Origin of the sequence: Paraburkholderia lebeckiae, assembly GCF_050436325.1 — a bacterium.
In the GTDB taxonomy this organism is placed as follows: domain Bacteria; phylum Pseudomonadota; class Gammaproteobacteria; order Burkholderiales; family Burkholderiaceae; genus Paraburkholderia; species Paraburkholderia tuberum.
This window is the reverse complement of the sequence record NZ_JBNDLZ010000003.1, coordinates 1167782-1194304: the sequence shown is the minus strand read 5'-3', so window position 1 is coordinate 1194304 and position 26523 is coordinate 1167782. Positions and strand designations below refer to the sequence as shown.

Annotated in this window: 22 protein-coding genes, 1 tRNA gene and 1 pseudogene; 17 read left to right on the top strand and 7 right to left on the bottom strand. The window is 63.4% G+C overall.

Translation table 11 applies throughout. From position 1 onward, the window contains the following. Nucleotides 1-127 precede the first annotated feature (127 nt). The 3 genes from OKW44_RS23365 (at nt 128) to OKW44_RS23355 (ending at nt 3122) form a co-directional block, all read left to right on the top strand. On the top strand, nt 128-1066 hold the full coding sequence (locus OKW44_RS23365) for a carbohydrate ABC transporter permease (protein WP_026225650.1): 939 nt from the start codon (nt 128-130) through the stop codon (nt 1064-1066). Beyond that, nucleotides 1056-1913, top strand: a complete 858-nt coding sequence (locus OKW44_RS23360; RefSeq protein WP_018419724.1) for a carbohydrate ABC transporter permease — start codon at nt 1056-1058, stop codon at nt 1911-1913. The genes OKW44_RS23365 and OKW44_RS23360 overlap by 11 nt, the downstream gene beginning before the upstream one ends. A 93-nt stretch (nt 1914-2006) precedes the next feature. Beyond that, entirely contained in the window at nt 2007-3122 is a 1116-nt protein-coding gene (locus tag OKW44_RS23355; protein WP_018419725.1) for an ABC transporter ATP-binding protein, read from the top strand. An 84-nt stretch (nt 3123-3206) separates the two neighbouring features. Here the strand turns inward: OKW44_RS23355 and OKW44_RS23350 are convergent, their stop codons facing one another. The 4 genes from OKW44_RS23350 to trxB all read right to left on the bottom strand — a co-directional run bounded on the left by OKW44_RS23350 (nt 3207) and on the right by trxB (nt 7007). Then, nucleotides 3207-4127, bottom strand: coding sequence for a LysR family transcriptional regulator (locus tag OKW44_RS23350; protein WP_018419726.1), 921 nt, complete (start codon nt 4125-4127; stop codon nt 3207-3209). A gap of 130 nt (nt 4128-4257) precedes the next feature. Then, complete coding sequence (locus tag OKW44_RS23345) at nt 4258-4917, bottom strand: glutathione S-transferase family protein (protein ID WP_026225651.1); 660 nt, start codon at nt 4915-4917, stop codon at nt 4258-4260. Between the two features lie 116 nt (nt 4918-5033). Beyond that, a complete protein-coding gene (locus OKW44_RS23340) occupies nt 5034-5801 on the bottom strand; it encodes a Smr/MutS family protein (RefSeq protein ID WP_018419728.1) in 768 nt (255 codons plus the stop codon). A gap of 204 nt (nt 5802-6005) precedes the next feature. Continuing rightward, on the bottom strand, nt 6006-7007 hold the full coding sequence (gene trxB, locus OKW44_RS23335) for a thioredoxin-disulfide reductase (RefSeq protein ID WP_018419729.1): 1002 nt from the start codon (nt 7005-7007) through the stop codon (nt 6006-6008). A gap of 402 nt (nt 7008-7409) precedes the next feature. On the opposite strand from trxB, the gene OKW44_RS23330 reads away from it, so the two are divergent. From OKW44_RS23330 to OKW44_RS23320, 3 genes are all read left to right on the top strand, one after another. Next, entirely contained in the window at nt 7410-9719 is a 2310-nt protein-coding gene (locus tag OKW44_RS23330; RefSeq protein ID WP_018419730.1) for a DNA translocase FtsK, read from the top strand. Between the two features lie 151 nt (nt 9720-9870). Beyond that, the gene (gene lolA / locus OKW44_RS23325; RefSeq protein ID WP_018419731.1) at nt 9871-10614 is read left to right on the top strand and encodes an outer membrane lipoprotein chaperone LolA; all 744 of its coding nucleotides are present in this window, start codon (nt 9871-9873) and stop codon (nt 10612-10614) included. Nucleotides 10615-10946: 332 nt separating this feature from the next. Continuing rightward, nucleotides 10947-11177 (top strand): hypothetical protein, encoded by a 231-nt coding sequence (locus tag OKW44_RS23320; protein WP_084754041.1) that lies wholly within the window; start codon nt 10947-10949, stop codon nt 11175-11177. 513 nt (nt 11178-11690) lie between these two features. On the opposite strand, the gene cytX is transcribed toward OKW44_RS23320, so the two are convergent. Then, a complete protein-coding gene (gene cytX / locus OKW44_RS23315) occupies nt 11691-13007 on the bottom strand; it encodes a putative hydroxymethylpyrimidine transporter CytX (RefSeq protein ID WP_018419733.1) in 1317 nt (438 codons plus the stop codon). Nucleotides 13008-13219: 212 nt separating this feature from the next. Here cytX and OKW44_RS23310 point away from each other — a divergent pair, with 212 nt between their 5' ends. The 4 genes from OKW44_RS23310 (at nt 13220) to OKW44_RS23295 (ending at nt 18522) form a co-directional block, all read left to right on the top strand. After that, a complete protein-coding gene (locus OKW44_RS23310; RefSeq protein ID WP_018419734.1) occupies nt 13220-14533 on the top strand; it encodes a replication-associated recombination protein A in 1314 nt (437 codons plus the stop codon). A gap of 64 nt (nt 14534-14597) precedes the next feature. Beyond that, entirely contained in the window at nt 14598-15893 is a 1296-nt protein-coding gene (serS, locus tag OKW44_RS23305; protein ID WP_018419735.1) for a serine--tRNA ligase, read from the top strand. Nucleotides 15894-16087: 194 nt separating this feature from the next. Beyond that, a tRNA-Ser gene (locus OKW44_RS23300) sits at nt 16088-16178 on the top strand. Between the two features lie 736 nt (nt 16179-16914). Next, nucleotides 16915-18522 carry a hypothetical protein gene (locus tag OKW44_RS23295; protein ID WP_026225653.1) on the top strand — a complete coding sequence of 536 codons (1608 nt, stop codon included), beginning with the start codon at nt 16915-16917 and terminating at the stop codon, nt 18520-18522. A gap of 137 nt (nt 18523-18659) precedes the next feature. Here the strand turns inward: OKW44_RS23295 and OKW44_RS23290 are convergent. Continuing rightward, a pseudogene (locus tag OKW44_RS23290) lies at nt 18660-18872 on the bottom strand (methyl-accepting chemotaxis protein); the annotation flags it as partial. A 63-nt stretch (nt 18873-18935) separates the two neighbouring features. Here OKW44_RS23290 and OKW44_RS23285 point away from each other — a divergent pair. The 6 genes from OKW44_RS23285 (at nt 18936) to minE (ending at nt 23199) form a co-directional block, all read left to right on the top strand. After that, nucleotides 18936-19208, top strand: coding sequence for a helix-turn-helix transcriptional regulator (locus tag OKW44_RS23285; RefSeq protein WP_018419740.1), 273 nt, complete (start codon nt 18936-18938; stop codon nt 19206-19208). Between the two features lie 337 nt (nt 19209-19545). Then, on the top strand, nt 19546-20331 hold the full coding sequence (map, locus tag OKW44_RS23280) for a type I methionyl aminopeptidase (RefSeq protein ID WP_026225654.1): 786 nt from the start codon (nt 19546-19548) through the stop codon (nt 20329-20331). Nucleotides 20332-20423: 92 nt separating this feature from the next. Beyond that, nucleotides 20424-20957, top strand: a complete 534-nt coding sequence (locus tag OKW44_RS23275; protein WP_026225655.1) for a GNAT family N-acetyltransferase — start codon at nt 20424-20426, stop codon at nt 20955-20957. A gap of 208 nt (nt 20958-21165) precedes the next feature. Further along, the gene (gene minC / locus OKW44_RS23270; RefSeq protein WP_018419743.1) at nt 21166-22008 is read left to right on the top strand and encodes a septum site-determining protein MinC; all 843 of its coding nucleotides are present in this window, start codon (nt 21166-21168) and stop codon (nt 22006-22008) included. 106 nt (nt 22009-22114) lie between these two features. Next, nucleotides 22115-22930: a septum site-determining protein MinD gene (minD, locus tag OKW44_RS23265; protein WP_018419744.1), complete on the top strand. Its 816-nt coding sequence runs from the start codon at nt 22115-22117 to the stop codon at nt 22928-22930. 14 nt (nt 22931-22944) lie between these two features. After that, a complete protein-coding gene (gene minE / locus OKW44_RS23260; RefSeq protein ID WP_008922443.1) occupies nt 22945-23199 on the top strand; it encodes a cell division topological specificity factor MinE in 255 nt (84 codons plus the stop codon). 222 nt (nt 23200-23421) lie between these two features. Here the strand turns inward: minE and OKW44_RS23255 are convergent, their stop codons facing one another. Further along, complete coding sequence (locus OKW44_RS23255) at nt 23422-24858, bottom strand: chloride channel protein (RefSeq protein WP_026225656.1); 1437 nt, start codon at nt 24856-24858, stop codon at nt 23422-23424. 220 nt (nt 24859-25078) lie between these two features. On the opposite strand from OKW44_RS23255, the gene waaC reads away from it, so the two are divergent. Beyond that, a complete protein-coding gene (gene waaC / locus OKW44_RS23250; RefSeq protein WP_018419746.1) occupies nt 25079-26083 on the top strand; it encodes a lipopolysaccharide heptosyltransferase I in 1005 nt (334 codons plus the stop codon). Nucleotides 26084-26523: the final 440 nt, after the last annotated feature.

The following is a 26523-nucleotide window of genomic DNA, read 5'->3' as shown; positions in this document are numbered from 1 at the left end:
GGTTCGCAGCGCAGTCTGGCGCCCACGCGGCTCACCCTGGTTTCATGGAGTCACACCCAGGCCGTCGCGGTCCCGCGCCATGCGTGCACGGGCAGCCCGGCGGTACAGTTTCAGCAGGAGTCGAGTAGTGACTGCTTCCATCAGCGGGAACGGGAAAACGGCCCCCGTCGCCCGCCGCACGTCGCCCATGGCGGCCCTTGCCGATCGCTATATTCCGAAGCTGGTGCTCGCACCCAGCGTCGTGATCAGCCTGATCTTCGTGTATGGCTTTATCGCAATCACCGGCTATCTGTCGCTGTCTACTTCGCGGCTGATGCCTCGGTGGGAGTTCGCGGGTCTCGACCGCTATCGCGAACTGTTCCAGAACGACGTGTTCTGGACTTCGGCCGCGAACCTCGGCTGGTTCGGCATTCCGTTCATCGGTATCTGCATCGGTCTGGGTCTGTTGCTCGCGATCCTGCTCGATCAGCAGATCCGCAACGAAGGCGCGCTGCGCGCCGTGTTCCTGTATCCGATGGCGCTGTCGTTCATCGTGACCGGCACCGCGTGGCAATGGATTCTGACGCCGAGCATCGGCATCGAGAAGGTGTTTCACGACTGGGGCTGGACGAGCTTCTCATTCAACTGGCTCGGCGACCCGGACAGGGCGATCTTCTGTATCGTGATCGCGGCGGTCTGGCAGTCCACCGGCTTCGTGATGGCGCTGTTCCTCGCCGGTTTGCGCGGCGTCGACAGCGAGATCTTCAAGGCCGCGCAGATGGACGGCGCGAACCTGCCGACCATCTACCGCAAGATCGTGATTCCGAGCATGCGGCCGGTGTTCTTCTCCGTGCTGCTGATCCTTTGTCACATCACCATCAAGACGTTCGACCTGGTCGTCGCGCTGACCGCCGGCGGTCCGGGCACGTCGTCGTCGCTGCCGGCCATTTTCATGTACACGTTTTCGTTCAACCGTGGGCAGCTCGGCGTCGGCGCGGCATCGTCGATCATGATGCTCGCTACCGTGGTGGCCGTGCTCGTGCCGCTGATGTATCTGGAATCGAGGAGCACCCGCAATGCAGCCTAAGATGACGATTAGCCGTGCCGTCATTTACGCGGCCCTGGTTCTGTTCGCGCTGTACTTCCTGTTCCCGCTGTACGTGATGCTGTCGACGTCGTTCAAGGACATCGACCAGCTGCGCACCGGCAACCTGCTGACGCCGCCGACGAGCTGGAGTTTCGCGCCGTGGATCAAGGCGTGGAGCGGCGCGTGTACGGGGGTGCGCTGCGACGGCATGCAGCCGTTCTTCATGAACTCGGTGCGCATGGTGATTCCGGCCGTGCTGATCTCGTCGATCATCGGCGCGTTCAACGGCTATGTGCTCACACACTGGCGTTTCCGCGGCGCCGATCCGATCTTCACGATGCTGCTGGTCGGCTGCTTCATTCCGTTCCAGGCGATCCTGCTGCCGATGGCGCGCCTCGAAGGCATCCTCGGCCTGGCGAACACAGTGAGCGGCTTGGTGCTCGTGCACGTGATCTACGGTATCGCGTTCACGACGATGTTCTTCCGCAACTTCTACGTGAGCGTGCCGGCTGAACTCGTGAAGGCCGCGCGTATCGACGGTGCGGGTTTCTTCACGATCTTCACGAAGATCCTGCTGCCGGTGTCGCTGCCGATCTTCATGGTGTGCCTGATCTGGCAATTCACGCAGATCTGGAACGACTTCCTGTTCGGTATCGTGTTCTCCGGCGTCGATTCGATGCCGATCACCGTGGCGCTGAACAACCTCGTCAACACCTCGACCGGCGTGAAGGAATACAACGTGGACATGGCCGGCGCGATCATCGCGGCGATGCCTACGCTGCTCGTCTACATCATCGCCGGACGTTACTTCGTGCGCGGCCTGACCGCGGGCGCGGTGAAGGGCTAAATCACCCTGGAGCGACGGCGTTTCACCGAACGCGTGCCGTCGTCGCCTGACAAGACGTTTTCAAGCAGTACCAGAGACTAGAGGATTCACAGCATGGCAAGCCTTTCCATCCGTGACGTGTACAAGACCTACCCGAACGGGGTGCCGGTTCTGAAGGGTGTCAACATCGACATCGAAGACGGCCAGTTCCTGATTCTGGTCGGCGGCTCGGGCTGCGGTAAGTCGACGCTGCTCAACATGATTGCCGGTCTCGAAACCGTGACCAAGGGCGAGATCCAGATCGACGGCAAGACGGTCAACAACCTGTCGCCGAAAGATCGCGACATCGCGATGGTGTTCCAGTCGTACGCGCTGTATCCGTCGATGACGGTGCGCGACAACATCTCGTTCGGCCTGAACATCCGCAAGGTGCCGAAGCAGGAGCAGACGCAGATTGTCGAGCGTGTGTCGAACACGCTGCAGATCAAGCATCTGCTCGATCGCAAGCCGGGTCAGCTGTCGGGCGGCCAGCGTCAGCGCGTCGCGATGGGTCGCGCGCTCGCGCGCGATCCGGTGATGTTCCTGTTCGACGAGCCGCTGTCGAACCTCGACGCGAAGCTGCGCATCGAGATGCGCTCGGAAATCAAGCTGCTGCATCAACGCCTCGGCACGACGATCGTCTACGTGACGCACGACCAGATCGAAGCGATGACGCTCGGCGACCGCATCGCGGTGATGAAGGACGGCATCGTTCAGCAGTTCGGCGCGCCGCAGGAAATCTACGACTCGCCGTCGAACCTGTTCGTCGCGGGCTTCATCGGCGCACCGCCGATGAACTTCATCGAAGGCAAGCTGGTCGAGCAGGGCTCGGGCGTCGGTATCGAACTCGATACGGGCGTCGCGCGCAAGGTGCTGGTGCTGCCGTTCGATTCGGGGAAGGTGCGCTCGCACGTCGGCAACAACGTGATTCTCGGCCTGCGTCCGGAACGCATCACCGATGCGCGCGGCGCGCACGGCGACGACGCGAAGCTGCAGCCGGTCGAAGTGAAGGTCGACGTGATCGAGCCGACTGGTCCGGACACGCTGGTGTTCGCGCAGATCAACGGCAAGCGCGTGGTGAGCCGCGTGCACCCGGCGTCGAACCCGCAACCGGATAAGAATGCGACGCTGCTGTTCGATACGTCGAAGGCGGTGTTGTTCGATCCGGCGAATGAAGAGCGGATTGCGTAAGTCGTCGCGTAAGCGCTGAATCCGTCGCTACGGAAAAGCCCCATGCGTTGAATTGCGCATGGGGCTTTTGTTCTTTTGCAGCCGTTACGCCGCCTCGGGCAAACGCAAGTCCGGATTGTTGCGCGCGAGCTCGCTGGCCCAGTCGATAAACGCGCGTAGCCGCGAACTCAGATTGCGGCGATGCGCATACAGAATCGACAGCGGTGTACCGGGGCTCGTGTAGTTGCCGAGAATCTCCGTGAGCGCGCCTTGCTCGATCAGCTCGGCGACCATGAAGCGCGACGGCTGGATGATGCCGTGGCCCAACACAGCCGCCGTGATGTACACCGAGCCGTCGTTGACGGCGAGCGTGCTATCCATCGCGACGCGCTCGATTTCGCCGTCCACTTCGTATTCGAACGGGAAGGTCCTGCCGCTGCGCGCGGACACGTAGTTGACCGCGCGATGCTCGCCGAGCTCCGCCAGTGTGGTCGGCGTGCCGAACTTCCGCAGATACGCGGGCGACGCGCACGTGACGATGCGCGCAAGCCCGATGCGCTTCGCAACGAGGCTCGACTCGTCGAGCGTGCCCATGCGGATCACGCAATCGACGCCGTCCTGGATCAGATCGATGTTGCGGTCCGCGAGACCAAGGCGCACGTCGATCGCGGGGTATTGCGCGTAGAAGTCGTCGAGCGCGGGCAGCAGCAGCGAGCGCGCGAGCGTGCCGGAGGTGTCGACGCGGATCGTCCCGGCCGGATTCTCGCGCTTGCTCGACAGCGACGACTCGGCATCGGCGACGTCGGCGAGAATGCGCACGCAGCGTTCGTAGAACGATGCGCCGTCTTCGGTCACGCTGACCTGGCGCGTCGAGCGGTTCAGGAGCCGCACGCCGACGTGTTCCTCGAGCGCCTGGATCGTGCGGCTGACCTTCGCGCGCGGCAGATCGAGCGATTCCGAAACCTTGGTGAAGCTGTTCGCTTCGACCACGCGCGTGAAGATCTCCATCGCTTCGAAACGGTCCATGGTGTGCCTTGTGGGTGGTGAGCCAGAAGAAGGGCGGGGCAGGTTTGCGACACGACAGGAAGTCTACAGCCAGCAAAACAGGTTGTCTGCCGCGCCTCGTTCGCGCGCATCTGCGACCGCCGCTCGTGGCTCAATCCCGCTCCGGCGCGCCCAACGGAAATAGCGGCCGGTAGGGCCGCGCCTCGTCGACCGCGCGTGCGAACGAGGGTCGCGCGAGCAGCCGCTGCCGGTACGCACGCACGTGCGCGAACGCGGGGTCGATCGGGTGCGTCCAGTCGGCGTAGAACAGGGACGGGGCGGCGCCGCAGTCGGCGAGGCTGAAGCGGTCGCCGGCGGCCCATTCGCGCTCGGCCATGTGACGGTCGAGCCATGCGTACGATGTGTCCAGCAGCGCGCGCGCATCGGCGACGCCACGCCGGTCGCGCTCGGCTTCGGGACGCAGGCTATCGAACACGACCTTTTGCTGTGGAGTCGAAATGTAATTGTCGAAGAAGCGGTCCATCGTGCGCACCTCGAGCGCTGCGCGCGGATCGGCGGGCAACAGCGTGACCGGCCCCGGATAATGCAGGCCCAGATATTCGATGATGATGCTCGCCTCGACCACCGTGCGCCCGCCGTCGACGAGCACCGGGAAGCGCCTGATCGGCCACAGTGCGGCCAATTCGGCCATGACCTTCGGGTCGTTGTGCGCGAGCACGCGCATCTCGAACGGCGTACCGTTTTCGTACAGCGCGGTCAGGGCCTTCTGGCAGTAGGACGAGAACGGATGGGCATAAAGCAGCACGGGCATCGCGATCACCTTTGACGGTTGCACAGCACGACTACGCGGTGACGACGAGAGCCACACCGCGCGACGGCCAGGCTGGCCGTTTACCCCACGACGAACGACGGCTGAAAAAATCGACCTCAGACCTTCGCGCTCGCCCCATGCGGCGGCAACGACCCCGGCTGCAACAGCACGACCACCGCACCGGCGCCGCCGTCATGCGGGCGCGCCTGACAGAACGCGATCACTTCGGATTTCTGCACGAGCCACGCGCGCACTTTGCCCTTCAGCACCGGCTCCTTGCCGATCGACCCCAAACCCTTGCCGTGAATCACGCGCAGGCATCGCAGGCCGCGCTTGACCGATTCGCGGATGAATTCCGCGAGCGCCTCGCGTGCCTCGTCGCGCCGCATGCCGTGCAGGTCGATCTGCGCCTGCACGATCCAGTCGCCGCGCCGCAGCTTGCGCACTACGTCGCGGCTCACGCCGGGGCGGCAATACGACAGCGTTTCGTCGGTTTCGAGCAGCACTTCGGGGTCGAATTCGTCGGAGATCGCTTCGTGCAGCACCGCTTCCTCGTCGAGCAGCGTCTGCACCGGCAGCGGCGGCGGAGGATTGCGCGTGAGCGTCGCGCGCGGCGGAATCGGCAGCGGCGCGACTTCGCCGATCTCGCGGCGGAACAGATCGGCGTCCGCGGCCGCTTCGCGCTGCGCCGCTCGCGCCGCCGCCTGTTCGCACTCGCGCCGCTCGGCTTCGCCCTTCAACGCTTCACGCAACGCACCGAGTCCGGCGAGCCCCGATGCGCGATCGAGCTTCGGTGCGACGGCGGGCGCAGCCGTTGCGGGCGCGGGACGCGTGGCGGCTTGCGGGCGTTTCGGTTCGTTCGGATGGGGCTGATTCTTCGGCATGGTGGCAATACAGGCGGAAAGGTCGGTCGGTGGTGCTGCCAATGCGCTCGACGCACATTGACAAAGCGGCAAAAACGACAAAGGCCGCCGGCATTTCAGCCGCGGCCTTCGTGAGCCAATGACAGCAGCGCTGCGCCACCGTCATTCTACTGTCGCGCCCGTTTGTCGGGACTTCGTCTCGCCATCCGGCAGCGCGCTGCCGGATCAGCGGTCCGCTTCAGCGCTCATCGCGTGCTCGCCGGCCATCTCATTGATGGTCTCGAGATAGCGCTGCGCGTCGAGCGCGGCCATACAGCCGGTGCCCGCGCTCGTGATCGCCTGGCGATAGATGTGGTCCTGCACGTCGCCCGCGGCGAACACGCCCGGCACGCTGGTCGCGGTCGCGAAACCGTTCAGGCCGCCCTTCGTGATGATGTAGCCGTTCTTCATCTCGAGCTGACCTTCGAAGATGTCCGTGTTCGGCTTGTGGCCGATCGCGACGAACAGGCCCTGCAGCGCGATGTTGGTGGTCTCGCCAGTCTGCGTGTGCTTGATGCGCAGGCCGGTCACGCCGGAGTTGTCGCCGGTTACTTCTTCGAGCACATGGTTCCACTTGATCTCGACGACGCCTTCCTTCTCCTTCGCGAGCAGACGGTCGATCAGGATCGGCTCGGCGCGGAACTTGTCGCGGCGATGGATCACGGTCACCTTCTTCGCGATGCCGGAGAGGTACAGCGCCTCCTCGACGGCCGTATTGCCGCCGCCGATCACGGCGACGTGCTGCTGCTTGTAGAAGAAGCCGTCGCAGGTCGCGCAGGCCGACACGCCCTTGCCCATGAACGCCTCTTCCGACGGCAGGCCGAGATACTGCGCCGATGCGCCCGTCGAGATGATCAGCGAATCGCACGTGTACTCGCCCGAATCGCCGATCAGGCGAATCGGCTTCTCATCTAGCTTCGCCGTGTGGATGTGGTCGAAGATGATCTCGGTATTGAAGCGCTCGGCGTGCTCGAGGAAGCGCGCCATCAGTTCCGGGCCTTGCACGCCGTTGGCGTCGGCGGGCCAGTTTTCGACGTCGGTCGTGGTCATCAGCTGGCCGCCTTGCGCGATGCCGGTGACGAGCACCGGCGCGAGGTTGGCGCGCGCCGCGTAAACCGCCGCCGTGTAGCCGGCGGGACCGGAACCGAGAATCAGAACCTTGGCGTGTTTCGTTGCAGTTGCGGGCATGATCGAATCCTTGTACGGCGCGCGGCTCGTCGCTGCGTAGCCGTGCGTTTTTGAGCTGAAACTGTAGATGGGTATCAGTCGGGCATTATAAAGGGCGGGGCGTGCCGCTGCGCCATCAAGCTTTCTGATCGCCGCGATAGCGTGGCGGCGTGGGCGCTCGGGGCGAGCCCGCGGCGCGATACGACGAATTCAGCGCGCCTCGCGCATGCGTCTGTGGTCAGTCTGTGGTCAAACAGTCAAGTTACCGTCATTTACAGCCTCGCGCGGGAGACAGCGTTTACAATAGCCCGGATCGAAGTTTCCGGTAGCCGGGATCGGGCCCGAAGCCGTGCGCGGCGAGGCTCGGGCCGCGTTCCCGGCGGCAGTTTCAGCCTGAACCGGCTACCCCAGGCAACAGGATCAATGGCAAAAGCTCCCTATACCGCGAGCGCGCAGGCATTGCCGCACCGCATGTCGCGCCTCTTCACCGAAATCCGCTGGATTCTGCAGGTGGCCCTCGGCGTGTTCCTGCTGATGTCGCTCGTCAGCTACAGCAGGCACGACCCGAGCTGGACCCATGCCGCGCAGGTCGACCATATCTCGAACTGGGCGGGCCGCGTCGGCGCGTGGACTTCCGACATCCTGCTGCTGCTGTTCGGCCTGTCCGCCTACTGGTGGATCGTGCTGCTCGGCCGTCACATCTCCGCGAACTACAGGCGCATCACCCGCAACGAAGAGCCGCAGGACGACGACGCGCCGCGCGGCGTCAGCTGGCTCGCGGACCCGTTCGCGTTCATGCTCGTGCTGCTGTCTTGCAACGGCCTCGAAGCGCTGCGCATGTGGTCGCTGAAGGTGCAGTTGCCGCGCGCGCCTGGCGGCGTGATCGGCGAGGCTGTCGCGCGCGGCATCTCGCATGCGCTCGGCTTCACCGGTGGCACGCTCGCGCTGCTGCTCGGTCTCGGGATCGGGCTGTCGCTGTACTTTCGTTTTTCGTGGCTGTCGGTCGCGGAGAAGGTCGGCGAATCGATCATTTCCGCGGTGACGTTCGCGAAGCTGCGCCGCGAGGCCGGGCTCGATCGCAAGCTCGGCGAAGCGGCCGCCGTGAAGCGCGAAGGCAAGGTCGAGAAGGGCCGCGTGCGCATCGAGGAGCACGAGCCCGTGGTGATCGTGCCGCCGCTCGCCACGCCGGCGAAGTCGGAGCGTGTCGAGAAGGAACGCCAGGTGCCGCTCTTTACCGATCTGCCCGGCGACTCCACGCTGCCGCCCATCTCGCTGCTCGACCCCGCGCCGGCCGCGCAGGAAACTATTTCCGCGGACACGCTCGAATTCACGTCTCGCCTGATCGAGAAGAAGCTGAAGGACTTCGGTGTCGACGTGAGCGTGGTCGCCGCGTATCCGGGGCCCGTCGTCACGCGCTATGAAATCGAGCCGGCCACGGGCGTGAAGGGCAGTCAGATCGTTAATCTCGCGAAGGATCTCGCGCGCTCGCTGTCGCTCGTGTCGATTCGCGTCGTCGAAACGATTCCTGGCAAGAACTACATGGCGTTGGAGCTGCCGAACCAGCGCCGTCAGACCGTCAGCCTGTCCGAAATTCTCGGCTCGGCCGTGTATGCCGATGCCGCGTCGCCGCTCACGATGGGTCTCGGCAAGGACATCGGCGGCAAGCCCGTGTGCGCGGATCTCGCGAAGATGCCGCATTTGCTCGTCGCCGGCACGACGGGTTCGGGCAAGTCTGTGGGTATCAACGCGATGATCCTGTCGCTGCTGTACAAGGCGAGCGCCGAGCAGGTGCGCATGATCCTGATCGATCCGAAGATGCTCGAAATGAGCGTCTACGAAGGCATTCCGCATCTGCTGTGTCCGGTCGTCACCGACATGCGCCAGGCGGGCCACGCGCTGAACTGGGCGGTCGCCGAAATGGAGCGCCGCTACAAGCTGATGAGCAAGGTCGGCGTGCGCAACCTCGGTGGCTACAACAACAAGATCGACGAAGCGGCCAAGCGCGAAGAGAAGCTGCCGAATCCGTTCAGCCTGACGCCGGACGATCCGGAACCGTTGACGCGTTTGCCGAACATCGTGATCGTCATCGACGAACTGGCCGACCTGATGATGGTCGTCGGCAAGAAGGTCGAAGAGCTGATCGCGCGGATCGCGCAGAAGGCGCGCGCGGCTGGCATCCATCTGATTCTCGCTACGCAGCGTCCGTCGGTCGACGTGATCACCGGCCTGATCAAGGCCAACGTGCCGACCCGTATGGCGTTCCAGGTGTCGTCGAAGATCGACTCGCGCACGATTCTCGACCAGCAGGGCGCCGAGTCGCTGCTCGGCATGGGCGACATGCTCTATCTGCCGCCAGGCTCCGGTTTGCCGGTGCGCGTGCACGGCGCGTTCGTGTCGGATGATGAAGTGCATCGCGTCGTCGACAAGCTCAAGGAGCAGGGCGAGCCGAACTATATCGAGGGCATTCTCGAAGGCGGCGTGAGCGGCGAGGGCGACGAAGGCTCGGCGGGAACCGCGTCCACCGAAGGCGAGTCGGACCCGTTATACGATCAGGCGGTCGACGTCGTGCTGAAGAATCGCCGCGCGTCGATTTCACTCGTGCAGCGGCACCTGCGCATCGGCTACAACCGGGCGGCGCGTCTACTCGAACAGATGGAGAATTCGGGCGTGGTGTCGGCGATGTCGTCGAACGGCAATCGCGAGATCCTGGCGCCGGCGCGCGAGGCGGAATAGCCGCAACGAGCCATTGCGGCCATCGCGAGCGACGCCGCGTGCACCGTCGGGTGCGCCATTTCGGCTCGACGCCGGGCCAGTCGCTCTGGGTGCAGCGAGTGCATCGAGCCGGCGCAGCCCATCACCGAATTCATTCAAGGGAGAAAAACCTATGCAAGCAATCGCGCAGCAGGATGCCCGACAGCGTCGAGCGGGCCGCCTCGGCGAGCGCGTGTCCCGCGGCATGCGCAAGATCGCGCGCGCCGTGGGCAGTGTCGCGATCGGTGCGTCGCTGCTCGTCGCCTCGCACGCGTTCGCGAGCGGCACCGAGCAACTGAAGGCATTCATCGCGCAGGTCCATTCGGCGCGCGGCACCTTCGTGCAGCAGGAAGTGCGCGCGCCGAGCAAGGCGCAGGGCGCGAGCGGCGCGCTGTCCACCGCGAACCCGGCCAGGCCGACCACGTCGAGCGGCACGTTCATGTTCGCGCGGCCCGGCAAGTTCATCTGGCAATACCAGAAGCCCTACTCGCAATTGCTGCAGGCGGACGGCGACAAGCTCTACGTCTACGACAAGGATCTGAACCAGGTGACGGTGCGCCCGCTCGGCAACGCGCTCGGCGCAAGCCCGGCGGCGATCCTGTTCGGCAGCAACGATCTGGACAAGAACTTCTCGCTGCGCGACGCGGGCGTGAAGGCCGGCATCGACTGGCTCGAACTGACGCCGAAGGCGAAGGACACGCAGTTCGAGCGGGTCGGCATCGGCTTCAAGGACGGCAATCTCGAGGCGATGGAATTGCACGACGTGTTCGGTAACGTGACGCTGCTCACGTTCTCGAACATCCAGAAAAATCCGCAACTGCCGCTCGATGCATTCAAGTTCACGGTGCCGAAGGGCGCGGATGTGATCAACGGATAAACCGCGCGGTAGGCGCCGACACGTGGCGCCTTTGCAAACGCCCGCGAAGCCGCGCTTGTCGAGCGCGGCTTTTTATTTCGCGGCGCGTGGATTGCTTGGGGATGCGCGCCCGGCGCCGCGACGAACATGAAATCGTCGTACCGGCAGACGTAATGATTTAGTGCGAGACTGGAAAGACCGGCGTTGCTCATGGGCTGGATTTGACGCGTCCGATCATTTTCCAGGATTGGGTGCGCAATCTCTAACAATTTTTTGCTGCAACGCAACAAAATAACGCCTAAACTGATCGAAACTGGCTGTTGCTTCAGATGTCTGGAAAGGTGAGGCATGTCATGAGATTGTCTTCTTCACACGATTCACGCTTGTCCCCATCCCTCCATGTGTTTCAGCAGGAGGGCGGGTGGCATTGGGGAATAACGGTTCCGCGCGCGGCCGGAAGTGGTTTCAAGGTCGTTGCATATAGTGAAAAAACCTTTATCGATGAGGCCGAAGCCCATCGGGAAGGCAATCGCGCGCTTGAGCGTTTCGCCGATACGCCGGCGGTTCCGCTTGAACGGCAGTAAGGCAGTCAGGTTATCTAACGTATTCGGCAGCCCGTTATTTGGGTTTTAGAGCGGAAGACGCAACTATTACCGCCGGTGATGATTTAATATGCAACCAATTGCATATTTCTTTGACTCCCGAAAAATCGTAGCGATAATGTCTCGTTTCGAGATATCGCATTATTTTGACTTTCGCGGAATATGAAACCACCCACGCGCTAAGTGTGGAACTGGACGGCATAAACTACGCCGGAGCTTATCGCGTAATGACGGGCACCGTCGTCGTCCATTTCGCGAACGAGAGCAAATTCGCCTCGTATGCGCCGAATCGGCCGGAGACTGTCGCCCGTTGGCTGCTCACGGATCTGTGTCGCAAGGCCGAATCGCGTCGACGCAAAGCGGCAAAAAAATAGCCCGCCGCGCGCACTGTGATTGGCCGTTCGACGGTCACAAAAAAAGACCTGCATTTGGATTGCAGGTCTTTTTTATTTTTGTGACAGCTGCGTCTGATGCAACGCGCTCAGGATGACGCGCTCACGCATACGCGGTCTTGCGCGCCGATACGAACGCGTAATAGCATACCGCGCCGATCGCGAGCGACGGCAGCGTCGCGCCGACATTCGGTAGCCATTGATTGATCACCTGGTACGAGGCGATGCCGATCGCCCACGCGACGAACGCGCGCAGGTGCCAGCCGCCCGAGAAGCCGTAGCGGCCGCGCACATCGGCGAGCACCGCGGCGTCGACGCGACGCTTGCGCACGATGAAGTGATCCATCAGCACGACGCCGAACAGCGGCGCGAATACCGAGCCGATCAGCAGCAGGAAGTTCTGGTACTTCGCCATCGGCACGAGCAGCGCGATCAGCGTGCACAGCGCACCGAACGCGGCCGACAGCAACGGCACGCTCGCGCGCGTCCAGAACGTGCCGGTCGACACCGCGGCCGAGTGGATGTCGGCGAACGCATTGTCGATTTCGTCGATCAGAATCAGCAGCAGCGCAAACCCGCCGCCCGCTTGCGCGAGCGCGCCGGTCAGCAATGCATCGCCGCCGCCGGCCGCGAGCCCATAGACCGCGCCGAGCGCATAGAACCAGATGTTGGCGATGCCATAGCCGTATAGCGTGCCGCGGAACGTCTCGCCGGCGCGGCGGCCGAAGCGCGTGTAGTCGGCGATCAGCGGCAGCCACGACAGCGGCATCGCGACCACGAGGTCGACCGCGCCGCCGAACGACATCTCGCCGGTGCCGGGACGACGCATCAGGTCCGCGAGATTGTGGCGCGCGAGCAGGTTCCACGTGAGCCACGCGGCCCCCGCGAGCAGCAGCCAGATCCCCCACTTGCGCAGAAAGCGCCGCACGAACGACAGCGGGCCGCTGATCGCGAGCAGCGTCGCGAGCACGCCGAAGATCACGGTCCACACGAGCGGCATCGACAGGCCGAACGCCTGTTTCGCGAGCGCATCGGCGGAATCGCGCATCACGATCACCTCGAACGAGCCCCAGCCGACCAGTTGCACCATGTTCAGCACGGCCGGCACCGACGCGCCGCGCACGCCGAGCGTCGGACGCAGCGACGACATCGCCGCGAGCCCGGTGTCGGTGCCGATCACGCCCACGAGCGCGAGCAGCACGACGCCGATCACGCTGCCGAGCACGATCGCGACGAGCGCATGCGGTAGCGACAGCCCCGGCACCAGCAGCGCGCCCGCCTGGGCGACGAGCAGGCCGATGCCGAGCGAGAACCACAGCGCGAACGCGTCGCCGGTGCGAAACGCGCGGCGCGCGTCGGGCACCGGCGTGAGCGGCGCGTAGGTGGAGCCGGCGTCGCCGGCGACAGAATCTTGAGCCATCTGATGTTCGTTCCTGTTGGTGGTGCTGTGATTCTTTGCGTTGCCGGCGCCCCGGGTCGACCATCGCCTGGCCGCCGTCACTGTCATAATGCAGGACGTTGCCCGCGTTCGTGCCTGTGTTTCCGGCCGGGCGCGGGCTTTGCGCCTGTCCCGCGAGGCGCTGCTCCGAAGCGGTGCGTGCCCCGGAAAGCCGAGATTATCCCCAAAACGTCATGTTTGAAGAAACCCGTGCCAATGTTCCGCTCGCCGAACGCCTGCGGCCACGCAATATCGACGAAGTGATCGGCCAGTCGCATCTGCTCGGTGCGAACAAGCCGCTCAGGGTCGCGTTCGAATCGGGCGAGGCCCATTCGATGATCCTGTGGGGCCCGCCGGGCGTCGGCAAGACCACGCTCGCGCGGCTGATGGCCGATGCGTTTCACGCGCAGTTCATCGCGTTGTCGGCGGTGCTGTCGGGCGTGAAGGATATCCGCGAGGCGGTCGAGACCGCGCAGATCCATCGCGCGAACGGCCATCAGACGCTGGTGTTCGTCGACGAAGTGCATCGCTTCAACAAGAGTCAGCAAGACGCGTTCTTGCCGCACGTCGAGTCGGGCCTGTTCGTGTTCGTCGGCGCGACGACCGAGAATCCGTCGTTCGAGGTCAATAGCGCATTGCTGTCGCGCGCCGCCGTCTACGTGCTGAAAAGCCTGACCGACGACGAACAGCGCGAGCTGCTCGAGCGCGCGCGGAAGGAACTCGGCGGCCTCACGTTCACCGACGAAGCGCGCGCCGCGCTGATCGGATCCGCCGACGGCGACGGCCGCAAGCTGTTGAACAACCTCGAGATCGTCGCGCGCGCGGCCGCCCGGCAGAAGACCACCGAAATCGACGGCGCGTTATTGGGCAGCGCGCTCGCGGAGAATCTGCGCCGCTTCGACAAGGGCGGCGACGCCTTCTACGACCAGATCAGCGCGCTGCATAAATCCGTGCGCGGCAGCAACCCGGACGGCGCGTTGTACTGGTTCTGCCGCATGCTCGACGGCGGTGCGGACCCGCGCTATCTCGCGCGTCGCATCGTGCGCATGGCGTGGGAAGACATCGGCCTCGCGGACCCGCGCGCCGCGCGCATCACGCTCGACGCCGCCGAAACCTACGAGCGTCTGGGGTCGCCCGAAGGTGAGCTCGCGCTTGCGCAGGCGATCATCTATCTGGCGGTCGCGCCGAAATCGAATGCCGGGTACAACGCGTACAACGAGGCGCGGCGCTTCGTCGGCAAGGACCAGTCGCGCGCGGTGCCGGTGCATCTGCGCAACGCGCCGACGAAGCTGATGAAGGAACTCGGCTACGGCCACGACTACCGCTACGCGCACGACGAACCCGATGCCTACGCGGCCGGCGAAACCTATCTGCCCGACGGCATGCGCGAGCCGCATTGGTACGAGCCGACACCGCGTGGTCTCGAAGGCAAGATCGGCGAGAAGCTCGCGCGCCTTGGCGAGCTCGATGCGCGGTGGCGCGCCGACAACAAGCCGAAGAAGGCTTGAGGCGTTTCGCCTTTGCCGGTGCGTTAAAATCGCGTTTTCATACAACGAACATCCGTCCCATCCCATGCTCGACATCCAGTTGCTGCGCAAAGACCTCGACGGCGTCGCAAAGCGCCTCGCCGACCGCGGCTATACCCTCGACGTCGCGGCCTTCACCGCGCTCGAAGCGGAGCGCCGCGATACCCAGACCCGTACCGAAGAACTGCAGGCGCGCCGCAACAGCCTGTCCAAGCAGATCGGCGCGATGAAAGGACGCGGCGAAGATACGTCGGCGGTGATGGCCGAAGTCGGCGGCATCGGCGACGAGATGAAGGCGTCGGCGGTCAAGCTCGAACACATCCAGAAGCGTCTGTCCGATCTGCTGCTCGACGTGCCGAATCTCGCGCACGAAAGCGTGCCGGTCGGCAACGACGAAGCCGGCAACGTCGAAGTGCGCCGCTGGGGCACGCCGCGTCAGTTCGACTTCGAGGTCAAGGATCACGTTGACGTCGGCACGCCGCTCGGCCTCGACTTCGAGACCGGCGCTAAGCTGTCGGGCGCGCGCTTCACGATGCTGCGCGGCCAGATTGCGCGGCTGCATCGCGCGCTCGCGCAGTTCATGATCGACACGCACACGCAGCAGCACGGCTATACCGAGATCTACACGCCGTACATCGTCAATCCCGACATCCTGTACGGCACGGGCCAGCTGCCGAAGTTCGCGGACGATATGTTCCGCGTCGAAAAGGGCGGCGGTGAAAACACGGTCACGCAGTACCTGATCTCGACCTCGGAAATTTCGCTGACGAACACGGTGCGTGAGAGCATCGTCGAAGCGGACACGCTGCCGATCAAGCTGACCGCGCACTCGCCGTGCTTTCGCTCGGAAGCGGGCTCGTATGGCCGTGACACGCGCGGCATGATCCGCCAGCATCAGTTCGACAAGGTCGAGATGGTGCAGGTCGTAGCGCCAGACGCATCGTACGACGCGCTCGAGCAGATGGTCGGCCATGCGGAGGCGATTCTGCAAAAGCTCGAACTGCCGTATCGCGTGATCACGCTGTGCACCGGCGACATGGGCTTCTCCGCAGCGAAGACCTACGACCTCGAAGTGTGGCTGCCCGCGCAGAACACCTATCGTGAGATTTCGAGTTGCTCGAATACCGAGTCGTTCCAGGCGCGACGCATGCAGGCACGCTTCCGCAACGCGCAGGGCAAGCCAGAGCTCGTGCATACGCTCAACGGCTCGGGTCTCGCGGTGGGCCGCACGCTCGTCGCGGTGCTCGAGAACTTCCAGAACGCCGATGGCTCGGTGACAGTGCCCACGGCACTGCGGCCTTACCTCGGCGGCGTCGAGCGGCTGCAAGTGCCGGCGGCCTGAGCGTCGCCGATGCGCCTGCAGGCGCGGTGTCGTCGCGTGTCTGACGATGCCGCGAACGGCATCGAGGTCCCGCGAAAATTTTCCAGAAGTTTTTTCGACGGGGGCTTGGAAAACTTGTTCGAGCTGATATAATCTTTTTCTCCCAAGCAACGGCCCGCTTGGATCCGACGAAGAAGTAACGAGTTGGAATACCCGGAAAGGTGGCAGAGTGGTCGAATGTACCTGACTCGAAATCAGGCGTACGGTTTCCCCGTACCGTGGGTTCGAATCCCACCCTTTCCGCCAAATTCTGAAACCCCTTGATTTCACCGAGATCAAGGGGTTTTTTGCTTTGAATTCTCGAACGGCTTTGCCAAGGCAATTCGAAATTATTCAAGCATCATTTCTATTTTGGCGAAATCCTTTGTTTCAATTTTTTACATGAGCCATTCGTTGCTCGTGGTCTTTTTTCATCTCATTTCCATACAAGTATCTTAAGTCATCCGTGCTGCAGGTCCCCTAATTCATATATCGGAATACTCGGGGCGTGGCTATTGCACGCTATAAGGGGTCGAAGTCAGAAAATTTGCGGGTGACCCGCCCCCCGATCGACTTGTGAAAGTGCGAATCTTCGCCGACCCCACAGATCTCCGCAAGAAGTGCCTTTTTTACAAATAAATACGATTTTTGGGTGGGCTCGGTCATTCGTTCAGGGTACGATTTACGCCGTCAGAAGCTTTTACAGGAAGGATTTTCCTAAAAATGAAAGCTTCGGCAATGAATCGGTAAAGGGTTCGCACCGCAAACGTTTGCGAACCAACGCGCACCCAGCCCTGTCAATCTGAATCACCGCGAGGAGCACTTCGCGCATCGGTTCAATCGGACAACACAGACGTGCGTTCTAAGCACTTCAGGACAACAGTTTTTTAAGGCCTGCAAATTTTTTGCAGCGAATCCTTATTCATTGTCCGTCCGAATCACAGCGAATTCACCTTTTGGTCTTTTTATCGGGAATTTTCCCGACCTTTGGAATTACTCCGCGATGATAAAACGACGTCAATTCATTGGGGGCCTCACGGCCCTGAGCGCAAGTTATCTTTTGGCCGCGTGTGGTGGGGGCAGTGGGTCATCGAACGCGAGTGGCAAGGCAGCCGCCGCGACCGGTGCTTCCGGTGCAGCGGCAGCTTCGGGTGCGTCCGGTGCATCGAGCAATACAACGCCGACTGCGAAGACGAGCGACCCGAACAGCATCTCCATGCCGCCCGCCACGTCCATCACGGACAACTCCGGCAACGTCTGGACTCTTTCCGGAGGTTCGGTCTACCGCAACGGGTCGGCAGCAGGCAACACCTACAACGTCTCGCTCGTGCTGTTTTACGGCGGCGTGATTTATCACGAAGGTACGGGTGGTCAGTTCTACCAATGGACGGGCTCGGGCTGGACGGGCTGCAACGACCCGCGCCTTGGCGGCACCTCGGCCGACGGCACCTCGCTGCCCGATTCGCCGTACATCATCGACAAGTCCGGCGCGATCTGGACGCTGAGTAATGGCGTCATTTACCGGAACGGGGCGACGGTCGGCGATACGTACAACGTCTCGCTCGTGTTGTGGTACGGCGGCAAGATCTGGCATTGCGGCTCGGGTGGCCAGTTCTACGTGAACAACGACACCGCCGGCCAGTGGTTGCCCTGTAACGATCCGCGCATCGCGATCGCACCGTCCGCCGGCATGTTCTACGGCATGAACGGTCACTTCGACTACAACTACACGCCCCAACAGATCGTGTCGATCCTGAAGGGCATGGGTTGCACGAGCTATCGCGTCGGCTGCACCAACACGTCGACCCAGTTGAACGCGGTGATCGGGCTCGCGCAGGCTTTCCAGTCGGCGGGGATGACGCTGATCGTGCTGATCAGTCAGGGCGTCTACGACTCCAACGGCAACCTGATGGCTGGCGAGAATGCCGCTTACAGCCAGGGTTACGCGGTAGCTCAGGGCATCGCGAACGCACTGAAGCCGTATGGCGTCACGATCTACGAATGCGGCAATGAGCTGACGCGGACGAACGCCACCGTGCTCGACTTCACCTGTGCGGGCACAAGGGCGTCGGACTTCAACAACGCGAACTGGCCGGTGATGCGCGGCGTGATGCGCGGGATGATCGACGGCGTGAAGTCGGTTCAGTCCAACGCCAAATGCGGCATCAACTTCTGCGTGAACGATGTCGGCGCGGCGGACGCGCTGTGGGACGGTATGCAACCGGATGGTAGCGGCGGTCACCCGACCGTGCGCTGGGACATCACCACGTGGCACAACTACGAGGTGTATGGCGATCTGTTCGACCTCGGGACGGACGGCGCGCAGCCAGGCTTCGATCTGCCGATCTATTGCAAGGCCCGGTATGGCGTGCCGTTCATCGTCACCGAGTGGAACACCGGACCGGAGCAAACTGAGACCTATCGTGGGAACTACATCACGACGAAGCTCGGCGAGTTCTATCAGAACCGCAAGACGCACAATATCCAAAGCGTCATGTATTACGTGCTCGACAGCGGCAACGAGACCTTCGGCATCATGATGAACGGCTCGCCGTTGAATCCGTCGTACAGTGCGTTCCAAAGCTTCACGGCCGCCCATCCCGACAACTAAGCCGCGGATATCGACGCAAGCGGCCCTGCGCGTCAGTGGGAATCGGTGCTGCCCGGTGTCAAGGGCAGCACGTCGCCGGGCCTGACAGCGGCGCCCAACCCTTACCTTCAGCGTATCGAGGCGAGGGGACGGGCGTCTCATCCCACCCGAAACCCTTCCTCCCTCAACGCCCGCGCCTGATCCGCGAGCGACGCAGCCGCCGCCGCGCTTTCCTCGACGAGCGCCGCATTCTGCTGCGTGACCTCGTCCATCTGCGTGATCGCGATGCTCACCTGCTAAATCCCATCGCTCTGCTCACGCGATGCCTGCGCAATTTCACCGACGATGCTGGTCACGCGCGCGATCGCCGCTTCGATCTGCTGCATCGGCAGCCCGAGCGGAGCTGGACCGTCGAATCGCTGTCGGCGGCGGGCATGTCGCGCTCGCGCTTTAGCGCGCGCTTCGTCGAGCTGTTCGGCGACACGCCGCTCGGGCATCTGACCTCCTATCGCATGTACCTTGCGAGCGGTGCGCTGCGCGATCCGCGGCGGCGTCTGATCGAAATCGCCGAGAGCGGCGGTTATGCGTCGGAGAAGGCGTTCATTCGCGCGTTCCGGCGCTGGTCGGGAATGGCGCCGAAGCAGTACGCCCGCAATCAGCGTGATCCGTACGATATGGCGAAGGGCGGAACGCAGCGGGCGGCATGACGGGACGCCCGAAATTTAGTTCGGGAAACTGAACGATCACGATGTCCGGCTCGATGATCGTTCGAGTCCCTTTGCCGTTAGTCCATCTGAACGAACAGGCCTGCAAGCTGGCCGGGCAAAAGCCCGTCATTGTGATTCGGGCGCGCGCCACGGCATAGCTCCGATAGCGCCACCGCCTCCTCCCGCGCACCGCGTCAGCCGATTTGCGCGGGGTCCATCCGCGATCCTCTGTACAATTGCCCGAAATCGCCCGATCGAGTGGCGGTTGCGGGCCGCCGGGCTTTCGGGCGCGGCGGGTCATCTCGCGCTTGACCCGCGACTCACATCGACTGAATTCATGGCCATTACCTACAAGACTCCCGACGATATCGCGAAGCTGCGCATTGCGGGCCGCCTCGCGGCCGATGTGCTGGCAATGATCGGCGAGCACATCAAGGCTGGCGTCTCCACCGACGACCTCGACGCGCTGTGCAACGACTACATCGTCCACACGCAGAGAGCGATTCCGGCCAACGTCGGCTATCTGGGCTTTCCGAAGACCGTCTGCACGTCGGTCAATCATGTCGTGTGTCACGGCATCCCGAATCGCAACGAGATCCTGAAGGATGGCGACATCATCAACATCGACGTCGCGATCATCAAGGACGGCTATTTCGGCGACACGAGCCGCATGTACTGCGTCGGCCAGCCGAGCACGGTCGCGCGTGCGCTGATCGATACGACCTACGAGGCGATGGTGGCCGGCATCCGCGAGGTGAAGCCGGGCGCGACGCTCGGCGACGTCGGCCACGCGATCCAGAAGATCGCGCAACGCGAGGGCTTCTCGATCGTGCGCGACTACTGCGGACACGGCATCGGCAAGGTCTATCACGAGGACCCGCAGGTGCTGCACTACGGCCAGCCGGGACAGGGGGCGCGTCTGAAGCCGGGCATGGTCTTCACGATCGAGCCGATGATCAACGCGGGCCGCGCCGGCACGTCGGTGCAGCGCGACGGCTGGACCGTGATCACGAAGGACCGCTCGCTGTCGGCGCAGTGGGAGCACATGGTCGCCGTGACCGACGACGGCTATGAACTGCTGACGCCGTGGCCGGACGGCACGGGCGACTACGACGCGCCGTGAGCGGAACCGCCTATTGTGGTCAATAATAAATTTGACTCGCCGGCCGGTTCGGTTAAAGCTACGCGTTAGGGTTTCCAGGGGTTTTCGTCTGCATGAGTCCGTCATTGACCGTTCGCCGCATCACTGCTGATCAGGGCGCCGTTTTTCGCGAACTCCGCACTGCCTCGCTGCGGGAGGCGCCGTACGCCTTCGGCGCTACGCTCGAGGACGCGTTGTCGGCCGATGCCGCCAGTTTCGACGCGACCGCGGCGAATCACGCGGTTTCGCAGTCCGTCGGTACATTCCTGCTCTATACCGAGGGCCATCCGGCCGGGCTGATCGAGGCGCATTTCGACGACACCGCGGCGCGCCGCGCGTTCGTCTGCGAGTTGTGGGTGGCGCCGGCCGTGCGCCATCTGCGCGGCGGCGAGCTGCTCGTCGATACCGCGAGCAGCTGGCTCGCAAATGCGGGCGCCACGGAAATCTACGCGTGGGTCGCCGACGCGAACCGCAACGCGATGCGCTTTTACGAAGCGCTCGGCTTTGGCCCGACCGGCGAGCACCGGCGCGTCGAGCGCGCACCCGAGCAGGTCGAGAGTCTGCTGGTGCGGCACGTGCCGACTACTTCGCAGGTGTTACAGCAGTGATCGCCCAAGCGGCGCGTCGCGCGCGCCGCTCGTCTTCGCCGTCCCTTCATCACGGTCTTTTTCCGGCCAGCGTTTCTTTCGCACCGTCGCGCGTCGATCGCATCGACGACACGCGTTGCTCGCGCGCGCGAGCACCGATTCTCCCGGGAAAAATAGTGGCCGCGCGCGTGTACGCCTGTAAAATACGCAAAATTTTTCGCCGAACGCTATGTCGCCCAAGAAATCGCCCTTTTTCGAACTGCGCAGCGGCTCTGTCGACACGCTGATGTTCGTGGTCAAAACGACCGACCTCGATGCGATGCGTGCCGAGCTGACGCGACGCTTCGAGGCGACCCCCGAATTCTTCGCTAACGACGTCGTCGCGATCGACGTGCGGCGTCTCGCCGGCAACGAACGCGTGCCGCTCGCCGACATCGCGCAACTGCTCGACAGCGTGCGCATGCGTCCGGTCGGCGTGGTCGCGAATGCGGAGCAACAGTGGGCGACGGAGTCGGGATTGCCGCTGCTCGAAGCGCGCGATCGTCGCGGCGCGCCGGCGAAGCAGGCCGATGAGGACAGCACGGCGAGCGCGGCAAACGCGGCAGCAGGCACCGAGGCAAGCGCGGGCACGAGCGCGTCCGCCAGCTCTGCATCCGCAACCGCCAGTGCGGCCACGGGCACGGCCGCTGCCGTCGAACCCACGCCTGCCGCCGAGCCGGTGCGTCTTGCCACGTCGCCGCAAACGCTGGTGGTCGACAAGCCGTTGCGCTCGGGGCAGCGTATTTACGCAAAAGGCGATCTGGTCGTGCTCGGTCTGGTCAGCTATGGCGCCGAGGTGATCGCGGAAGGCAACATCCACATTTACGCGCCGCTGCGCGGCCGGGCATTGGCCGGCGTGCAGGGCAATCACGACGCGCGCATCTTCTGCACGTGTCTCGAACCGGAACTGATCTCGATTGCGGGCATCTATCGAACGACCGAGAACCCGCTGCCGGCCGACGTGCTCGGCAAGGCGGTGCAGATCTGGCTCGAAGAAGAAAAACTGATGATCGAACCGCTGCGGCTCACGTAAAGCGCCGCGAAACGCGCGCTGCCCCGAGCGATTGCGGCGCGCGGCGTTTCACGGCGAGGCGGGCCGCGCACCAATTGACGCATTTGATGAACTCAAGGTAAGGGTAATGGCAAAAATCATTGTGGTGACTTCGGGCAAGGGTGGCGTGGGCAAAACGACCACGAGCGCGAGCTTCGCGTCGGCCCTCGCGTTGCGCGGCAGCAAGACCGCCGTGATCGACTTCGACGTCGGCCTGCGCAACCTCGACCTCATCATGGGCTGCGAGCGCCGCGTGGTGTACGACCTGATCAACGTGATCCAGGGCGAAGCGAATCTGAATCAGGCGCTGATCAAAGACAAGAAATGCGAGAACCTGTTCATTCTGCCGGCCTCGCAGACGCGCGATAAAGACGCGCTGACAATGGAAGGTGTCGAAAAGGTCATCAACGATTTGATCGCGATGGACTTCGAATACATCGTCTGCGATTCGCCGGCCGGTATCGAGTCGGGCGCGCTGCTTGCGATGCACTTCGCCGACGAAGCGCTGATCGTGACGAACCCGGAAGTGTCGTCGGTGCGCGACTCCGATCGCATTCTCGGCATCCTGTCGTCGAAGACCAAGCGCGCGATCGAAGGCAAGGAACCGATCAAGGAGCACCTGCTGATCACCCGCTACAACCCGAAGCGCGTCAGCGAAGGCGAAATGCTGTCGCTGACCGACATCCAGGAAATTCTGCGCATTGATCTGATCGGCGTGATTCCGGAATCGGAAGCGGTGCTGCACGCGTCGAACCAGGGTCTGCCGGCCGTGCATATGGACGGCACCGATGTGGCCGAAGCCTATAAGGACGTCGTGTCGCGTTTCCTCGGCGAGCAGAAATCGCTTCGCTTTGTCGATTACCAGAAGCCCGGGCTGCTGCAGCGCCTCTTCGGCACCAAGTAAGGGGAGCGCACGTAATGTCGATTCTTTCGTTTTTGCTGGGCGAGAAAAAGAAGTCCGCGTCGGTAGCGAAGGAACGCCTGCAGTTGATCATCGCGCACGAGCGCGCCGGCGGCCATGCGCCCGCCGATTATCTGCCGGCGTTGCAACGCGAACTGGTGGCCGTGATCTCGAAGTACGTGAAGATTTCCGACGACGACATACGCGTCAGTCTCGAGCGTCAGGACGATCTCGAAGTGCTCGAAGTCAAGATCGAAATACCGCAGGCCTGAGCTTCGGATGGACCGCGGTCCATCTCGCATCATGTGCAGACGTCGCACGGCGTCGCGTCGGAGCGACGCGACGCCGTGCGGCGTTGGGCTCGTTCTCTGGCTTCTGTCTGAAGCCATCTCTTCGCATCTCCACGGCGCTCGCCATTTCCCTGTCGAAATGACCGTTGCACTCCAGCGGTGCCGTTACACGCGCAACGTCAGCCTCGCGTCGCCCTCGCGCATCTACTGACGCGGCGAGTCGGAGGTATCCGTCGTGATGTCGTCTGCGGCATCGTCGGCGCGCGGCTCGCCGTCCTCGCTTTCCGCTTCCGGCACCTCGACCTCGGGCACTTCCGGCACTGGCGCAGGCGTGGGCTGCGGCAGCGGTGCCACGTAGCGCTCGGCGAGCGACTCATAGAGCGGCGGCGCGAACAGGCGGGACACTCGGCTCGCGATCAACGCGGTGGCCATTAGCGAAATCACGAGCGCGTGGCCATCGATCATCTCCATCACGATCACGAACGAGGTGATCGGCGACTGCGTGACTGCGGCCAGATAGCCGACCATCGCGAGCGCGATCAGCATCGGCAATTGCATCGAATCGAACACCATGTGCAGCAGATTGCCGAAGCCCGCGCCGATCGACAGCGACGGCGCGAAGATGCCGCCCGGAATGCCGGGCAGGTATGAGCCGACCATCGCGATCATCTTCAGGAACGGATAGAACACCGACAACTGCTCGTGTCCCTCGAGCAGGCCGCGCGCTTCCGTATAGCCGCTGCCGAACGTCGTGCCGCCCGAGATCACGCCGACCACCGCGATCGCGAAGCCGCACAGCGCGGCGAACACGACCGGCCGCTCGCCGTGCAACTGACGCAGCGGTTCCGGAATCCAGCGCGCGGTATTGAGCAGCAGCCAGCCGAAAATACCGCCCGCGATTCCCGTCACGATCGCGGTGAGCACCACCGCGACGGCGAGCAGATCGGGAAAATGCGCGCCGATCTGGATCGTGCCGAAATACGTGTAGTTGCCGTTCAGGCCGAGTGCGACCACACCCGCGATGATGATCGCCGTGATCAGCACGCCACTCGTGCGCGCCTCGAAGCTGCGCGTCAATTCCTCGATTGCGAATACGACGCCCGCGAGCGGCGTATTGAACGCCGCCGACAAACCCGCTGCCGCGCCCGCCAACGCGAGCTGCCGTTCGATCTGCGCATTCGAGCGCGGATAGAACCGGCGCAGATTGAACATCAGCGCGGCGCCGACCTGCACGGTCGGTCCTTCACGGCCGATCGTAAAGCCGCCGAGAATCGCGAGAAACGACACGCCGATTTTGCCGAGCAGAATTCGCAGCGACAGCAGCCGCGTGCCGTATCCGCGCTGTTTCATGTGCAGCGTCGCGATCACCTGCGGGATGCCGCTGCCCTCGGAGCCGCGAAAGAACTTGCGCGTGAGCCAGACCGCGAGTGCGGCGACCGCGGGCGTGATCACGAGCGGCGCCCACACATACCGCTGCCGGACATGGAGAAACGCGTCATACCCCCAGTCGATCAGACGCGCATACAGCACCGCGACCAGGCCGACGGCGATGGCACCGAGCCAGAAGATGCCGTATTGCCGCCACAGGCGTTTTGCGTGACGCATGACAGCGGGCGAACGGGAAGGGAAGGGCCGGGACATGAATTAGATTCGTGCAAAGGGCCAAGTATAAAGCGTGCGGGACCAACCAGAATACGTGAAAGATGTTTGAAATAATGAAGTGAAGTGAATCGTGAGGCGGATATCTTTTTGCTGTAACGCGCCGTATTGAGAATCGAACCGCGCGCAACGGCCATTTGGCGGGGATCGGTAAGAAGGTCAGCTAGAATACTTTCAATTTCGAACAACCAACAGACCCTCAATGAAGCGAATCCTTATCGTCAAGGTCACTTCACTAGGCGATATCGTGCAGGCGTTGCCAGTCGTCGCCGACATCAAACGCGCATTTCCTGGCGTTCAGGTGGACTGGGCGGCGGACGAAGCATTTGCGCACGTCGTGCATTGGAGCCAGGGCGTCGATCGCGTGCTGTGCGCGCCGCTGCGCCGCTTCAAGAAGGCGCGTCGCTGGAGTGATCTGAAGGCGATCTGGGCATCGATCGCCGAGCTGCGCGCGTATCGCTACGACTACATCATCGACATTCACGGCGTCTACAAGAGCGCGATCATCGCCTTCCTCGCGCGCTCGTCGCGGCGCATCGGCTATCAATCGCAGGATCTGGGCGAGGGTGGCGCCGCGTTCGCCTACACCGGGCGTTTCGGCCCACGTCCGCAAGGCAACGCGTGGCACGGCATGCGCATCAGCGCCAGCGAGGCGCTCGGCTACGAAGTGGAAGGGCCGCCCATCTACGACCTGCAGCTACCCGAAACCGTCCCGCAGCCGTTCGCGACGCACGACGCGCCTGTCGCCGCGCTCTTTCACGCCACCTCGAAAGCCGACAAGAAATGGCCGCTCACGCACTGGGCGGCGCTTGGACGCGAGTTGAGCGAGCGCGGTTTTCGGGTGGTGCTGCCGTGGGGTTCGGACGGTGAGCTTGCCGAAGCCGGGCAGATCGCCGCGCAGGTGCCAGGCGCGACCGTGCTGCCGCGATTGAGTGTGACTGAAGTTGCGCAGATGATCGGCGCGTGCGCGCTCGTGGTCGGTACCGATACGGGTTTCGTGCACCTCGCGCATGCGCTGCAGAAGCGCACCGTGATGATCTTCGTCGCGACGTCGCCATTGCATTGCGGCGTCGAGGCGCCGTATCGCTCGACCTCGATCGGCGACGGCCACTCGGTGCCGCCCATCAGCGCGGCGCTCGAAGCGATCGATTACGTGTACGCGGCAGAGCCTGTGCTCGCGATGCAGCACGGATCAGCCGCCGCCTGAGTCCGTTCGCCCGCTCGCGCAATCGTTTGCGCAAAAGAAAAGAGGCGCGATGCGTAGTCCGCCCTTGCTGGCGGGGACTGCATCGTCGCGCCTCAAACAACGCCCGTGTCGGGGAACAGCGGGCGGAGAGGAATCGATTACACGTCTGTTAAAACTGTCGCTTTTCGTTTGAGGCCGAAGCGTCCGATGCGCGGACGCCAAGGCGGCAAGCTGATACGCCGCGGTGCGTCGAGGCTCGCACGGCGCGCGTTGACCCGCTCGATTGCGGCGACGCTGGCGCGGCCAGCAAGGCTTCTATCGCGACAGTGCGCTCAACGGAGTATAGGCGGTGTTTTCCGCCATGGTGGCGCGATCCGGCGGCAGCGGGGCGGGTCGATCGAACGCGTCGATCCAGCGCGCCGGTCCTGTAACCGCTCGGTGATGTTCCCTTACAAATGGCA